We start from the raw sequence: 14,394 nt of genomic DNA on the forward strand, positions 1-14,394 counted from the left end.
TAAAAAAGCCCTCATAATAAATATATGAGGGCTTTTTTTATTGCGTATCATTAAGCGTTTGTCATCTCTTAATACCGTATTATTTTGCTTTTACTTTTAACAGCTCAACCGTAAAGATTAAAGTACTGTTAGGCTCGATACCTGAGTTACCCGCCTCGCCATAAGCAATATCTGATGGGATATAGAATTCGTATTTTCCGCCTTCTTTCATCAACTGTAGACCTTCAGTCCAGCCAGCGATAACTTGATTCAATGGGAACTCAATAGGCTCACCGCGCTCATAAGAGCTATCAAATACCGTACCGTCGATCAGTTTGCCTTCATAGTTAACTTCAACCACATCAGTCGGTTTTGGTGATTTGCCTGTACCTGCTGTCAGCATTTTATACTGTAGGCCAGTAGCCGTTGTTTTTACGCCGTCTTTCTCCGCATTTTCTGCTAAGAAGGCTGCACCTTTGGTTTTATTCTCTTCTGCTTTGCTTTGCATGTCTTTCACGAATTTCTCTTCTTGCTCTTTTTGATAGGTCGTCAACACTTCTTGCATTTGCTCTTGAGTTAAGGCTGAATCATTACCTTCGTAACCATCGCGGAAGCCTTGCTCAAAAGTATCCAAATCTAAGTCTTTAACCGCATCTTTATTGCCTTCTGCCATCATAAAGCCCAAGCTATAACCGACTTTTTCAGTCGCTGGACTTTGCTCAGTGATTGAAACGCTTGGAGTGGCTGTTTCTTGATTGCCATTGTTAGTGCTACAACCTGTCGCTAATAACATAGCGCCAGCTAGTGCACTGACAGTCAAGGTAGTGATTTTTTTCATAGAATACTCTCGGGTGGTAAGAATAGTGGTGAAATGTCACCTGCTTGCCATCATAGCAAATCTTGGTTTTATGGGCTACATTTACGATGAAATTATCGGGCTAATGTACAATCTTTGTTAATATCTGCTATAAAAATAACAACTTATCACACAACTATGGTGAGAAGTTAATGTTTCTATCTTTATCCGCATCATCTTATCAGCTAAGCTAAGTTAGCTCAGGTGATAAGCAACCAAGCGTAATTTTTTATATAAATTTCTATCATGGTTTCTGTCACTTAAGTTTCGGTTATGGAAGGCCAGATAAACGGCAATAGAGTAAATGGTTCGTAAGTTTTCAATTTTCATTCAACTTATTGGCAAACTACCCTGTTCTGCTGTTACATATATGAATAATTCTAATTAAAAAACTATTTATAACTATCACTCTGTCAGATAAATGAGCAAGCAGTCTTAAAATAGACAACCAGTCTTAAGTCTGGCAGATGATAATTACAGGAGGACAGGATGAATCCAATGTTTAACTCGTTTAATGGCTATCTTGGTGGGCCCATTGGCTCTATCATCGGTGCTATCTTGATTTTTATTATCGGTTGGCTAATTGCCCTTGGTATTGCTGCTCTTGTGCGCAATGTATTGGCTAAAGTTAATCTTAACCAACGTATGAATTCATCAACCGGCAAAACCTACGATTTAGAAGGTATTATCTCGAAGATTGTTTTCTGGTTTATCTTTATCATTGCTATTTCAGGCGCACTTAGCCAATTGAATTTAAACTCAATATCTGCACCTTTTGCAAATATGGTCAACCAAGTATTGGCATTCATCCCTAATCTTATTGGCGCTATCGCCGTTGGTGTGATTGGTTGGGTTGTTGCTACTGTTGCTCGTACCGCAATCAATACTGGCCTATCTAAAACCACAATGGATGAGCGTTTAAGCGCCCAAGCTGGCGTCAAGCCTATGAGCAGCACTATTGCTGATATGGTCTATTGGTTCATTTTATTGGTTGTTTTGACCATGGTACTAGGTCAATTAGAGCTTGATGGTTTATTTGCACCATTAACTAACATGGTCGATAAAATCTTCAGCTTTATTCCTAATATTCTTATTGCTGGTGTGGTCTTTGTGGTGGGTTATGTCATTGCCAAAGTCGTACGCGGCATTGTCACCAATCTTGTTTCTACTTTTAATGTACAAGAGCTTGCTTCTAAAGCTGGCTTAAGTGAACAGAATAGCTTACCTAACATTGCGGGTTCTTTAGCATTCCTAGTAGTCATTATCCCAACGATTATTGCTGCTTTAAATGCATTGAAAATCGATGTTATCGCACGTCCTGCGACTAATATGCTTAACAAAATCATGGAAGCTTTGCCTAACATCTTCATGGCAGTAGCTATCTTGGTTGTGACTTACTATGTTGTACGTATGGTAGCTAACATTATCAAAGGCTTGCTTGAAAATACTCAAGTCAACCAGTTACCTGCTAAAGTCGGTCTTCAAGAGACTATGGGTGATAAGAAAATCTCTGACTTAGTTGGTTATGCGATTATCTTCTTTGCAATGTTGTTTGCATCGATTGCAGCCGCTGACTTACTTGGCTTTGAACCTATCTCAGCCATCATAACCATGTTTATCGCCTTTGGTGCCAACATTATCCTTGGTGCGATCATTCTATTCATCGGTTTTTGGCTTGCAAATATCATTGCTGGTGTCGTTGAGCGCTCTGAAAAAGGATCACAGTTCTTAGCTAATATCGTACGTGTATTGATCATGGGCTTAGTACTTGCCATGGGTCTAAAAGCGATGGGGATTGCTGATTCTATTGTTAACCTAGCATTTGGTCTAACATTAGGTGCGGTTGCGGTTGCTTTCGCCCTATCTTTCGGTCTTGGTGGCCAAGAAGCAGCGTCACGTTTCTTACGCAAGATGCAGGATAAGATGGACGAAGAAAAGACAGGCTTAAAAGTGAACACTACCCATCATACCAAAACAAATTCTGATACTACCGATAAAGTTGCTGATGCCGTTCATGATGCGACGCCTAGCGCTGCAACAACTACAACCGGCAGCACAGTAACAGGTACGACTACTAGTACACCTAGTACAAGCGCCTCTACTCACTTGGGTTCAGATACGGTTGATATTAATCATTTTGATACCGATGATAACAATACGGATAGCACTACCGATTTATCTTCTGGTCCTAATTTTACCGATAGCTCTAATACCGGTAACACTGACAATGATGACTTAAAATAAATCATCATTACTACTTTATTCTAAATATAAAAAAGACAGCTTAGGCTGTCTTTTTTTATGGCAAATATTTAGAGTTTTATTTAAATGCTCTAAGATAAACCGTTTAAGTTTTACACAGGATTTTTATAAACTTTTAAGTTATGGCTTATCATTGCGAGCTGGAACAGAAAGATTTAAATGAATGCGTGGTAGTTCATTAGACCGCTTATCTTGCTTAAGCTTTTGCTTTGAACCAGTTATTTGAGTTGATGAGGTTCCTTGTGAGACTGATTGAAAGTCTTGCTGGTTACTTTGCCGCTCGCCAGTTTTTTGGTGCTTTAAGCGCTGTAATTGCTTGTAAGCTGGCGTTCTTTTTGAGTCATTGCGCTGATAGGCTGAATCCATAAATCGATATCCATAAAGGTATCTGTCGTATCAGCTATGAATTCTATTCCCAGTACAATGACATGATGCAATTCTGCTATCGGTAAGCGTGTAGCAACATCTTGCGCGATCTGTTGTAAATTTGGTTGGATAGCGGCTTTACTCTGCTTCCCATTCGCTGCTTGTCCATAAAATATCAGCACATAATGCCGACCTAAACTCTCATAAGAGTGTTGATGTACCACATAGCCACTTTGTTGCAATTCCGCTGCTTGTTTGGGATGCTTATATAAGGTTCTTACTAATTCAATTCATGCCGTGAAAATAGCGACTCATCTCTTAATTGCTGCTGCCAGTGAGAATATTGCGATGCTGTTGATTGTTCTTCGTCACTAGTTGTGAATTTTTCACCAACCAAATCGATCATTTGGGTGCTGAGCTGCGACCATAGTGTCGATGCTTGCTGCATATGCTGATGATATATTTGAACGGCAGTGCTGTTATTTTTTTGCGCCAGTTTCATAGTCACTAGCGCTGAGTTGGGCTTATCTTGCATGCCATATTTTATCAAGGCATTATCAACCATAATCGCTTGGGTAAATAAAAAATCACTATCCATAAACTGAGTTAGTAGCGCTTGCTCAGAGTTAAAATCTGATGGATGACTGATTATTGAATGTTCTAGCTGCTGTGGTTTTAGATGCTTTAACTGATAACCTAAAAATCGCCATAGCTCACAGGGCGTTTGTACCGTTGTCAGTATCGAGTGCCAATCCTGCCAGCTAAATATTTGTAGTTGCTGCACACTGTCACTGGCATCTAGTAGTACTAAGTTTTCTTTAAAGTAACGTGCACTAAAATGATGGGATAAGCGCTGCGATACAACACCTTGATGACTGCTATTATCAACGTTATTGGCATTAACATCAATATCGTCACTATTGAGCTGGATATCAAGTATTAGAGCGTAATAACAGTCTGTTTGATCATCCTCATTTTGAGACAAACAGCTTTTTTGCCACACTAGCGCCGATGTAATAGCAGCTGTACGCACTGCTTCAATATCAGCTGGGCTGATAGACGACGGCAAATGTAGTATGACCTCTAACAGTCGTAGCTGACCTAATGGCAGCAGGCAGTTATACTGCTGAGCGCAGTATTGCGCGGCAGGGTTAGCCTCGATAGTATCCATTGCAGGCAAGAGCAAGACAATCTCTAGCGCCTCTTTTTGTAGGTAACAAGCTAGCTCGTTGGTAAGATCCGTCCAACCAGATGTCATGGTAGTCGATTTAGGCACAGCTTAGATTCTAGTTGCAAGTGCAACACTGTTAATATGGTTCGCGGGTTTATGAGTGGTTTTTTATAAAGCTACCCGAGGCCTGGCATAGTTTTTACTCTGACCCCGAACTTACGGACTGGACCGCCGCTTGCACTTCATCGATGCGTGCATCATTGGGCTCGCCTTCGACGCGAGCAACGATATTGCCTTGCGAATCCAGAACGATCAAGAATGCCTTGTGGCTGTCGACGGGAATGCCCAGCGCCTTCTCCAGGTCCGCCTCTGCGAACAACCAAGTTTGGTCGTAGTAGCGAGCCGGGATCTTTGCCTTAGCACGGCCAATTGCATCACTCTCACTGATGAAAAACGGAAGGTCTATAGCAAGCACGTCGCGAATACGAACCTTATTCTGGTCGATGTTCTTACGCAACGCCTTAGCCCACATGCGTGTATCTTCGGCGGCGTCTTTACTTGGGGTGACGATGAGAATCGTCGGTTGTCCGATCAGCTTGGCGGACGCTACTTTTTCGCCGTTTAGGGCCGTAGCGGTGAAGCTCGGAATAGGACTGCCCGTGGTCTGTGCAAGGACGTTGGCGGCGCCAAGCAATGCAATCAGACTTACCGCCATTCGTTTCATCATCAGTCTCTTGAAGCAACCAGTAGCTGCTATAGCATAATTTTTTTTCATATATTTCTCCATCAAAGCGAGTTCGGGGTCAGAGCAAAAACTCTGTTAAACCTACCAGTCCTCGCGGATCATATTAACAGTGTTGCACTTGTAACTTGAATCTAAGCTTCTCCCTCTTTAAACTTATTCATCAAATTTTGATATTGTGTCTTCAATAAATTTTAGGCCTGTGATGGCTTATCTGTCACCTTGTTTAACAAAAACTATGCGAACAGTTTGAGTACGGTTGCGAGGCCGGTATAGAGTATCAGCAGGGTGGTTGTTTGTAGATTGATTGCCCGTCAGATTCCAGCCGATTATCGTTAGTATAAAGACGCGCTTAACCTTATTCTACCCCCCGTGCTTTAGTGTGAGATAGTCCACGACCTGCCAAAGACCTGACAATCTGTGTTAGAGTAGGTCTCCTGGTATACGAGTGACTAAATATTTTTATTCTGTTTGATCAGTTCGAGAGCCCCTCAGTGGCGTTTCTCGAGATCTCTCGTTTCATCGGTGGCTTGTCCACCTAGGCCTTCTGTTTCTCCCAACAAATGCTGCCTTTATCATTATTGTGCCATCGGTTAACCCCGAATTTGGTGAATATCACTGCGGGACTTTATCGCTGGACCGTTTTTGGTTCAAACTGAGCTTTTCCCGCTTTTAGTCTTCGCTTGGGCCGCTCTCGCCTGGCGAACGATACAATCCCTGTAAACAGGAGTTTTTATGAGTTTTAGAGTTGCCATTTTAGGCGCTGGCCCGAGCGGCTTGGCCCAATTACGTGCTTTTGAAGCAGCCCGCGACGCCGGTGCTGATATTCCCGAGATCGTGTGCTACGAAAAGCAGAGCGACTTGGGCGGCATGTGGAACTACACGTGGCGCACAGGCCTAGATGCCTACGGCGAACCTGTCCACGGCAGTATGTATCGTTATTTATGGTCAAACGGCCCCAAGGAATGCTTGGAGTTTGCGGATTATAGCTTCGAAGAACACTTCGGTCGTCCTATCCCGTCCTACCCTCCGCGCGCCGTGTTACGCGATTACATTATGGGACGCGTCGCCAAGAGTAATATGCGCGAGCACATCCGTTTTAATACCGCGGTGCATTGGGTTGATCATGACGAAGCCACCAATAAGTTCTCTGTCACGGTTCGAGATCTCAAAAAAGACGAGATGAGCACCGAAGAATTCGATCATGTTATCGTCGCCACTGGGCACTTTTCGACCCCCAATACGCCTTATTTTGAAGGTCTTGAACAGTTTCCCGGTCGCGTATTGCACGCCCATGATTTCCGCGACGCTTGTGAGTTCACGGGCAAGGATTTGCTGCTGATTGGCAGTAGCTATTCGGCGGAAGATATTGGCACCCAGTGCCACAAATACGGCGCCAAATCGGTCACCTTCAGTTATCGATCCGGCCCTATGGGTTTTGATTGGCCGGAGTCCTTCAGCGAAGTACCCTTACTCACAGAAGTTATCGGCAAGACGGCCCACTTCAAAGACGGCACCAGCAAAGACGTCGACGCGATCATCCTGTGCACTGGATATCAGCATTATTTCCCGTTCTTACCCAACGAACTGACGCTGACGACACACAACCGCATGTACCCAGAAAATCTGTACAAGGGTATCGTTTCCTTGGCTAATCCGAAGCTGATATTCCTTGGCATGCAGGATCAGTACTACACCTTTAATATGTTCGACGCACAGGCCTGGTATGCCCGTGATGTCATGCTTGGCCGCATTACATTACCCGCAAACGAAGTGATGGCGGCTGATAGCCGTGAATGGGTCGCTCGCGAACTGAAGCTCTTAGACGCCACTGATGAGATCGACTTTCAGGCGGCTTACATACTCGATTTGATTGAGCCTACCGACTACCCTGATTTTGATGTGACCCGCGTCGCCGAAATTTTCAAAGAGTGGGAGCACGACAAGGAAGCAGACATCTTGGGCTATCGTAACAAGAGCTATCGCTCAACACTGACCGGCACCCTGGCGCCTGTGCACCATACGCGCTGGATGGATGCGATGGATGATTCTCTGGAAACCTTCCTCGAGCAAGAACAACCCGAGCCAGCAAAGGAGTCTGTATGAGTCAGTCTAGTACGAATCCAACTCTGATCGAGGCGCGGTCGCGTTTCACCGCCAGTAGTATACGTTGGGGCTTTATGTGGGCCTTGTGGGCCGCCGTGCTCTGGGGCGCCTGGTATGTGCCAGGATCCGCAGTCTGGTTTGAAGCACCCTATGTTAACTTGAGTTTCGATACCAATGCCCAGTTCTTGTTGGCAGCAGCCGTGCTAACCACCTTCAACGCTATTGCTGTGTTGTTCTTTTTGTTTGTCTGGAATGGGGTTTTGGGTAAATTAGGCGAATACGTCCGCACTATTAAACAGATGCGTCATATATCCAAGTGGTTCTTTATCGGTGCAATATTTGGCGGCCCAATGGCCATCTTTGGCTCGTATCTGGCGATAGGCTATATCGGTGGGGCCTTCGCGGCCATTTCAGCGCTGATGTATCCCATTATCGGCGCTACCTTGGCCAGATACTGGTATCAGGAAAAGATTACTCAGCGCGCAGCGGTGGGTATTTTCATTATTCTGGCCGGTGGTGTGACGGTATATGCACCCGGTATTATCGCTGAAATCAACGGCACCGGCGACGCAGGCTGGCTTGGCTATCTTGGCGGCGCAATGGCGGCGATTGGCTGGGGTGTAGAGGGCGCAATCGCGGGCCGCGGGCTAGATGTGGCTGATCCGGATGTGGGTATTACGGTGAGATTCTCAGCCGAAGTCCTTTATTGGGTTCTGCTAATTTTGCCAGCGATCTACTTTTTTACCGATCAACCGGTCGTGGAATTGGTTATGGCTACCTTCAACTGGGCGGCCATCGGCTGGCTGACGCTGGCGGGGGTAACCTTTGCCTTCTGCTATGTCTCTTGGTACAAGTCATTCCCCTTGATAGGCGTTGGGCGAGGACAAGCGATTGCTGCATTATACGGGCTTTTTGCGGTTATTTTCCTCGCCGCGTTCACTCTCAAATTTCCTGAGTGGAACTTCCTCGCAGGTTTGGCTCTTTTTGTCTTCGGTGGGTTTGTCATGTTCACGGAAAGTAACGAAGTGCTCGAGGTCGTCCGTGCTGTATCGACCGACACTAAAACGGCGACTGACACTACGGACAAATCGTAATCATTGGAGCAACCCATGAATAAACTACATATGAAAGGCCGCATTCTACAGCTAATCGATGATCGCCAGCATGTCGGCATCTGGGATTGGCAAATTAGCGATGCGGTGATGCTTGAATACGGCCTTAGCGGTGCCTATTGGCGCGGTAATACCCGGGTCACACTGACGGATTTGTTTTCCAGCGGCATCATCGAGAGTGTTGAAGAGCAGCTCGATGACCAAGCGTATTTTGGCGCAGGCCGGGTGTCGTTTAAGTTCAGACTTACCGATTTCGGCCGCCAACGTATGCGCGATACCGCAATGGCCTGATAGCCGGTGCCATTTTCTACTTTAACTAAGGATTTATTATGTCTGATTTCTGGGGTTTTCCGGGGGCTGATCTGCTCGCCGTCGCCGTCATTATTGTGCTCTGTAGCTTTGTCTTGTACCAGGCTCGCACCTTTGTAACCAAGCTTTAAACGCCAACCACTGCCCTGATCTAGCCTCGTATAACTTCGAGGTCAGGTCAGGTCTGTGTCTGTGGGTGGTTTTCAATATCCTTTCAAATTATTGCAGTACAACTCTGGTAAAAACCACTTTAAATTAACGCTTTTAAGGCGCTAGTCGTTTAATTTGCCATTCGTTTTCAGGCGACATTATTTTATATTGAATTCGGTCATGTAACCGATTATCGCCGCCTTGCCAGAATTCTATTTTACTGGGCACCACACGATAGCCACCCCAGAAATCTGGGAAGGGGACTTCTTAGAATCAACTTGCAAGTGCAACACATTCAAGCAGAATGTATACATGAGCAACTATTATCATTTAAGTCCTGAGGAACGAGCGGTCATTATGATTCAGCTCAGTAAAGGACATTCAATTAGATCAATCGGTCGATTTTTAAGCCGTTCTGCTTCAACGATTAGTCGGGAGCTTAATAGGAATAAAGAAAAAAGTGGTGATAAGTACTGCGCAAGCAATGCAGGTTATCAATACTCTCGTCGTCGCAAGGCTTCTGTAAAATAGATTAAACTAATTCCACACACCATTTTGTATGAGAAAGTTAAGTCATGGCTTATAAAGAAACAGTGGTCTCCAGTACAAATTTCTGCCACACTCAAGCGATACTATCCAAAGCAAAGTGATATGCACGTGAGCCACGAAACCATCTATTCTTGCATCTATGCACACCCAAAAGGTGAGCTTAAAAAAATGATGGTTAAGTCACTACGTAGATCAAAGTCTAAACGTGGCCCCAGAGGCTCTGCAACCAGTAATTACTGTAGCATTAAGCTTACTGAAGATCAGAAAATAGAAAACCGTCCAATTGAAATTAATGACCGTCTTCTAGAGGGCCATTGGGAAGGTGATTTAATTGTAGGATCAAAAAACCAGTCTTGTGTTGGCACTTTAGTTGAACGTAAAACGGGCTTCTTAGTTTTATGCAAGATGGAAAGTAAAAGTGCTTTGAACGTACGCATGGGCTTTGAACTACAGATGAAAAAGCTACCTGATTTTTTGCGGTTATCCATGACCTATGATCGTGGCTCAGAAATGGCACAACATCCCATTATGTCAAAGAATCTAGATATGAAGGTCTATTTTGCAGATCCACATTCTCCTTGGCAGAGGGGGTCAAATGAAAATATTAATGGACTAATACGGCAGTATTTACCAAAAGGTACCGATTTAAAACAACATAGCCAAGAGTACTTAGATAAAATTGCTTGGTTATTAAATACACGCCCAAGAAAACGATATAACTTTAGAACTCCGCAAGAGCTTATGGAACCAGTCCTCGCGGATCATATTAACAGTGTTGCACTTGCAAGTTGATTCTAAGCAGTACCCGTCTCTTGTTATCAGATGAATATAAAATGTTGCACTCTTAGGTTAAGAGAATAATGCTAAGTCAGTTTACATAAGGGCAATGATACACAGTCGCCATCATATCAATGACTTGCTATTATGGCCAAAAGCCATGTTTCCCAGTATTTTTCTTAGGGTTTGTTAACGGTTCTACAAATAATTTGTTATTTATAGAGTTTGCTTATTAAGCTAGACTCATACCATTACTTTATTGGTAGAATCCCTTTACTCATAAAGCCATTTTATTTACACATTTACCCTCTTATGATAACAAGGACTGAAGATCATGAAACGATTTAGAGAAAAAACCGTTATTGTTACTGGTGCCGGCTCCGGTATCGGTCGTGCCACCGCTATTCGCTTCGCTAATGAAGGTGCCAGTGTCGTTTTAGTAGGGCGTACGGCTGAAACTTTAAAGGAGACTGCAAAAGAGTTTCCAGAAGACCGTACATGGATTCACAATGATAATTACTTAACGGTGATCTGCGATATTAGCGACCAAAGTCAAGTACAAGAAATGGTAAGAAGGGTGGTAGAAAAGTTTGATCAGATTGATGTACTCGTAAACAATGCCGGTAAGGCAACACAAGGTAAGATCACGGAGCTGTCTGCTGAAGATTGGAAGTCTTCGATTGATGTGAATCTAAACGGTACCTTCTATGTTTGCCAAGCTGCCATGCCGCATCTAATTGCGACTAAGGGTAATATTGTCAATGTCTCATCGCTCTCAGGGGTTGGTGGTGATTGGAATATGGCAGCTTATAATGCGGCTAAAGCAGGCGTAAGCAATCTAACCCGTACCTTAGCATTAGATCATGGTCCCGATGGCGTACGCGTCAACGCCGTTAACCCTAGCATCACCGAAACCAACATGACTAGCGCTATTCAAGACAGCGAAACCAAGACCAATAATTTTTTAGACCGTTGTCCATTAGGGCGCCTTGCGACTCCCGATGATATTGCAGCGGCCATTACTTTTTTGGCCAGCGATGATGCGTCAATGATTACCGGTGTTAACTTACCAGTAGACGGCGGCGTTAGTGCTTCTAACGGTCAGCCGCAATTTTAGTTGACCAATCGAATTTAGATAGAAACAGGTACTTAAGCATCTAATTCATTAATACCTAGCTCTCACTGCCACCTAAGTCATTAACATCCTGTAGCGGTTGCGATAAGCGCTCAGGATGACGTGGTACTACACCGCGATATTGAGCATAAACCTTTGGCAGGTCTGTTTCAATGTCTCCGGTAGGATATACCGGTGATAAGAAACGCACTTCTTTAGCTTTATAATCTAATGCAACAGGCAAAATCGGCACGTTTGCGCTCAGTGCTAAATAATAGAAGCCTGTTTTCCAAGTCTCCGTATATTTACGGGTACCTTCTGGCGACAATCCTAAAAATAATGGCTCACCTGACTTAAATCTATCTATGCTGGTTTGTAATACCGAGCCTTTATTACCGCGATCAATAGGAATAATGCCTATCCAACGCAGCAACTGTGCCAATACCGGCACTTTAAAAAGCGTGTGTTTGCCCATAATATTAATTTTTACATCTAGCGAAAATAGTGCAGGAATAGCATAAACACCATCGATATTCGAGGTATGTGGTAGTGCCAATACCACCGCTTGAGATATATTGGGAATGTCCCCAACCGTATGCCAGCCCGCAGTTTTTAGCAACCAAGAGCCTACTACTGGTGCAAATCGACTACCACGTTTGGGGACTAAGTTGCCCAAATCTTTTTTGCTAAGTGTAGGCAGCACTGTAGAGCGCGCTTTAGAGTGTTCATCATTAGAAAAAACAGATTTAGAACGACTAAAAAATTTGGATGTCATGACGGCACCACGTAATAAAAGATAACGACATAATAACATTAACCTAGGGCCGCTAAATTGACTTTTATAAGCTTTTACCAAGGCATAACGTACTAGGTTATAAGTATAAATAGTAATAAAAGATTATAAATCGCTGATTAAAACGCTACTTTATAACGGCATATCAGCTAAGTTACCTTTATTCTCAAGCCAAGTTTTGCGATCAGACGAGCGTTTTTTTGCCAGTAGCATATCCATTACGCTATTGGTCAATATCATATCGTCCATATCTAACTGAACTAAGCGGCGAGTATCGCGATTCATCGTGGTTTCGCGCAACTGCTCAGCACTCATCTCACCCAATCCTTTAAAGCGAGTAATTTGCGCTTTTTTATTGCCAGGGACATTGGCTAGAATATGCTCAAGTTCAGACTCATCTAAAGCATAATGTACTTCTTTACCCACATCCACCCGATATAAAGGCGGCATCGCCACAAATAGATGGCCAGCATCAACTAGCGCAGGGAAATGCTTTACGAACAAGGCGCAGATCAGCGTTGCGATATGCAGACCATCGGAGTCAGCATCCGCTAAGATGCATACTTTGTCGTAACGCAGCTCAGATAAATCATCCGAAGCCGGATCGACACCGATCGCAATAGCAATATCATGAATCTCTTGGCTCGATAGCACGGTATCAGAGGACACTTCCCAAGTGTTCAGAATCTTACCACGCAGCGGCAGTATCGCTTGATAATGCCGGTCACGAGCTTGTTTGGCACTACCTCCTGCCGAATCCCCTTCTACCAAAAACAATTCAGCACCATCGCGCAAATCGCCACGACAATCAGCAAGTTTACCGGGTAAAGCCGGGCCTTGAGTGATTTTTTTCCGGGCTACTTTTTTGGCAGATTTAAGCCGCCGACCCGCTTTGTTAATCGCTAGCTCTGCGATTTGAGTACCCAAATCTGCATGTTGATTGAGCCATAAACTAAAAGCATCTTTTGCTAAAACTTGTACCGCTCCAGCAGCTTCACGGCTAGATAAACGCTCTTTAGTTTGCCCTGAAAACTGCGGCTCAGAAAATTTAAGCGATAAAATATAATTTATCCCATCCCAAACATCTTCTGCTGTTAGCTTGACACTGCGGGGCAATAAGTTATGAATATCACAAAACTCACGTAATGCTTCCAAAATACCCGTTCGCAAACCATTAACATGCGTACCGCCTTGCGCAGTAGGAATAAGGTTGACATAACTTTCTTGAATGGGCGTGCCACCTTCAGGCAACCAAGACAGTGCCAAAGTAATACCCGCGCGAGCACCGTTTTTAGCCTCTTGATGATAATAAAACGGAGCTTCAGGTAGCGTCTCAAGTCCATCTAGCTGCTCAGTTAAATACTCAATCACGCCATCAGTAAATTGCCAAACAACTTTCTCATTATTAATGTCGTCAATAAACTCAATAGTCAGACCCGCAGCCAATACTGCTTTAGCTTTTAAATTATGCTTAAGCTGCTTAATATTAAATTTAGGGCTATCAAAAAAACTACCATCTGCCCAAAAACGCACTCTAGTTCCACGTTTACGTTTGTTAGAGCTAACCGACTCGGTCAACAATGTGACTGGTGCCCCATTTTCGAGTGCCATATCAAACTGTGTCGCTTCACGCCATACAGTTACTTCAATTCGTGTTGATAAGGCATTTACAACCGAAATACCAACGCCGTGCAACCCGCCTGATACTTGATAATTCGAGGTAGAAAATTTACCACCTGCATGCAAACGCGTCAAAATCAGCTCAATACCCGATTGGCCATACTCAGGATGAATGTCGGTTGGCATACCACGGCCATCGTCTTCTACCGATAGCGAGCCATCCTCATGCAGCTGAACTTTAATTGTTTTGGCATAGCCGGCCAGTGCCTCATCGACCGCATTGTCAATTACCTCTTGCGCCAGATGATTGGGGCGAGTGGTATCGGTATACATGCCAGGACGACGACGTACGGGCTCCAGTCCTTCTAAAACTTCTAACGATTGCGCATTATATTCACTCACAAATGCTTCCTTAAATATTCACAAACAATTGATTCTATCAAACCATTATAACGAAAAACAGCATCATTAGCGTTAATAGTCAGCAG

At 44.0% G+C, this 14,394-nt stretch carries 13 protein-coding genes and 1 pseudogene; 7 read left to right on the forward strand and 7 right to left on the reverse strand.

Annotated elements, in window-relative coordinates; all coding sequences use genetic code 11:
• Window positions 1-79: 79 nt before the first annotated feature.
• Window positions 80-817, reverse strand: coding sequence for a BamJ family beta-barrel-assembly machinery protein (locus U1P77_RS10810; RefSeq protein ID WP_321155002.1), 738 nt, complete (start codon window positions 815-817; stop codon window positions 80-82).
• Between the two features lie 507 nt (window positions 818-1,324).
• Here U1P77_RS10810 and U1P77_RS10815 point away from each other — a divergent pair.
• Window positions 1,325-3,079, forward strand: coding sequence for a mechanosensitive ion channel (locus U1P77_RS10815; RefSeq protein WP_321155003.1), 1,755 nt, complete (start codon window positions 1,325-1,327; stop codon window positions 3,077-3,079).
• Window positions 3,080-3,396: 317 nt separating this feature from the next.
• Here the strand turns inward: U1P77_RS10815 and U1P77_RS10820 are convergent, their stop codons facing one another.
• From U1P77_RS10820 to U1P77_RS10830, 3 genes are all read right to left on the reverse strand, one after another.
• On the reverse strand, window positions 3,397-3,705 hold the full coding sequence (locus tag U1P77_RS10820; RefSeq protein WP_321155004.1) for a hypothetical protein: 309 nt from the start codon (window positions 3,703-3,705) through the stop codon (window positions 3,397-3,399).
• Between the two features lie 38 nt (window positions 3,706-3,743).
• Window positions 3,744-4,721, reverse strand: a complete 978-nt coding sequence (locus U1P77_RS10825; RefSeq protein ID WP_321155005.1) for a hypothetical protein — start codon at window positions 4,719-4,721, stop codon at window positions 3,744-3,746.
• A 112-nt stretch (window positions 4,722-4,833) separates the two neighbouring features.
• Window positions 4,834-5,409, reverse strand: coding sequence for a TlpA family protein disulfide reductase (locus U1P77_RS10830; RefSeq protein WP_321155006.1), 576 nt, complete (start codon window positions 5,407-5,409; stop codon window positions 4,834-4,836).
• Window positions 5,410-6,111: 702 nt separating this feature from the next.
• On the opposite strand from U1P77_RS10830, the gene U1P77_RS10835 reads away from it, so the two are divergent.
• The 3 genes from U1P77_RS10835 to U1P77_RS10845 are packed head-to-tail and all read left to right on the forward strand — an operon-like array spanning window position 6,112 to window position 8,885.
• Window positions 6,112-7,482, forward strand: a complete 1,371-nt coding sequence (locus U1P77_RS10835; protein ID WP_321155007.1) for a trimethylamine monooxygenase — start codon at window positions 6,112-6,114, stop codon at window positions 7,480-7,482.
• A complete protein-coding gene (locus tag U1P77_RS10840) occupies window positions 7,479-8,576 on the forward strand; it encodes a DMT family transporter (RefSeq protein ID WP_321155008.1) in 1,098 nt (365 codons plus the stop codon). The genes U1P77_RS10835 and U1P77_RS10840 overlap by 4 nt, the downstream gene beginning before the upstream one ends.
• A gap of 15 nt (window positions 8,577-8,591) precedes the next feature.
• On the forward strand, window positions 8,592-8,885 hold the full coding sequence (locus tag U1P77_RS10845; protein WP_321155009.1) for a hypothetical protein: 294 nt from the start codon (window positions 8,592-8,594) through the stop codon (window positions 8,883-8,885).
• A 282-nt stretch (window positions 8,886-9,167) separates the two neighbouring features.
• Here U1P77_RS10845 and U1P77_RS10850 read toward each other — a convergent pair.
• Window positions 9,168-9,287 (reverse strand): annotated as a pseudogene (locus tag U1P77_RS10850) (pyridoxine 5'-phosphate oxidase C-terminal domain-containing protein); the annotation flags it as partial.
• Between the two features lie 78 nt (window positions 9,288-9,365).
• Between U1P77_RS10850 and U1P77_RS10855 the strand changes: the two are divergent.
• From U1P77_RS10855 to U1P77_RS10865, 3 genes are all read left to right on the forward strand, one after another.
• Window positions 9,366-9,584: a helix-turn-helix domain-containing protein gene (locus U1P77_RS10855; protein WP_321155010.1), complete on the forward strand. Its 219-nt coding sequence runs from the start codon at window positions 9,366-9,368 to the stop codon at window positions 9,582-9,584.
• 24 nt (window positions 9,585-9,608) lie between these two features.
• Window positions 9,609-10,394 carry an IS30 family transposase gene (locus U1P77_RS10860; RefSeq protein WP_321155011.1) on the forward strand — a complete coding sequence of 262 codons (786 nt, stop codon included), beginning with the start codon at window positions 9,609-9,611 and terminating at the stop codon, window positions 10,392-10,394.
• Between the two features lie 319 nt (window positions 10,395-10,713).
• Window positions 10,714-11,496 carry a meso-2,3-butanediol dehydrogenase gene (locus U1P77_RS10865; RefSeq protein ID WP_321155012.1) on the forward strand — a complete coding sequence of 261 codons (783 nt, stop codon included), beginning with the start codon at window positions 10,714-10,716 and terminating at the stop codon, window positions 11,494-11,496.
• A gap of 55 nt (window positions 11,497-11,551) precedes the next feature.
• Here the strand turns inward: U1P77_RS10865 and U1P77_RS10870 are convergent, their stop codons facing one another.
• On the reverse strand, window positions 11,552-12,268 hold the full coding sequence (locus tag U1P77_RS10870) for a lysophospholipid acyltransferase family protein (RefSeq protein ID WP_321155013.1): 717 nt from the start codon (window positions 12,266-12,268) through the stop codon (window positions 11,552-11,554).
• Between the two features lie 150 nt (window positions 12,269-12,418).
• The gene (parE, locus tag U1P77_RS10875; RefSeq protein ID WP_321155014.1) at window positions 12,419-14,308 is read right to left on the reverse strand and encodes a DNA topoisomerase IV subunit B; all 1,890 of its coding nucleotides are present in this window, start codon (window positions 14,306-14,308) and stop codon (window positions 12,419-12,421) included.
• Window positions 14,309-14,394 lie beyond the last annotated feature (86 nt).

Origin of the sequence: Psychrobacter sp. LV10R520-6, assembly GCF_900182925.1 — a bacterium.
Lineage (GTDB): Bacteria > Pseudomonadota > Gammaproteobacteria > Pseudomonadales > Moraxellaceae > Psychrobacter.

Coding starts and splice junctions, on each gene's coding strand:
- U1P77_RS10810 (WP_321155002.1), bottom strand. CDS start 817: ATGAAAAAAATCACTACCTTGACTGTCAGTGCACTAGCTGGCGCTATG.
- U1P77_RS10815 (WP_321155003.1), top strand. CDS start 1,325: ATGAATCCAATGTTTAACTCGTTTAATGGCTATCTTGGTGGGCCCATT.
- U1P77_RS10825 (WP_321155005.1), bottom strand. CDS start 4,721: ATGACATCTGGTTGGACGGATCTTACCAACGAGCTAGCTTGTTACCTA.
- U1P77_RS10830 (WP_321155006.1), bottom strand. CDS start 5,409: ATGAAAAAAAATTATGCTATAGCAGCTACTGGTTGCTTCAAGAGACTG.
- U1P77_RS10835 (WP_321155007.1), top strand. CDS start 6,112: ATGAGTTTTAGAGTTGCCATTTTAGGCGCTGGCCCGAGCGGCTTGGCC.
- U1P77_RS10840 (WP_321155008.1), top strand. CDS start 7,479: ATGAGTCAGTCTAGTACGAATCCAACTCTGATCGAGGCGCGGTCGCGT.
- U1P77_RS10845 (WP_321155009.1), top strand. CDS start 8,592: ATGAATAAACTACATATGAAAGGCCGCATTCTACAGCTAATCGATGAT.
- U1P77_RS10855 (WP_321155010.1), top strand. CDS start 9,366: ATGAGCAACTATTATCATTTAAGTCCTGAGGAACGAGCGGTCATTATG.
- U1P77_RS10865 (WP_321155012.1), top strand. CDS start 10,714: ATGAAACGATTTAGAGAAAAAACCGTTATTGTTACTGGTGCCGGCTCC.
- U1P77_RS10870 (WP_321155013.1), bottom strand. CDS start 12,268: ATGACATCCAAATTTTTTAGTCGTTCTAAATCTGTTTTTTCTAATGAT.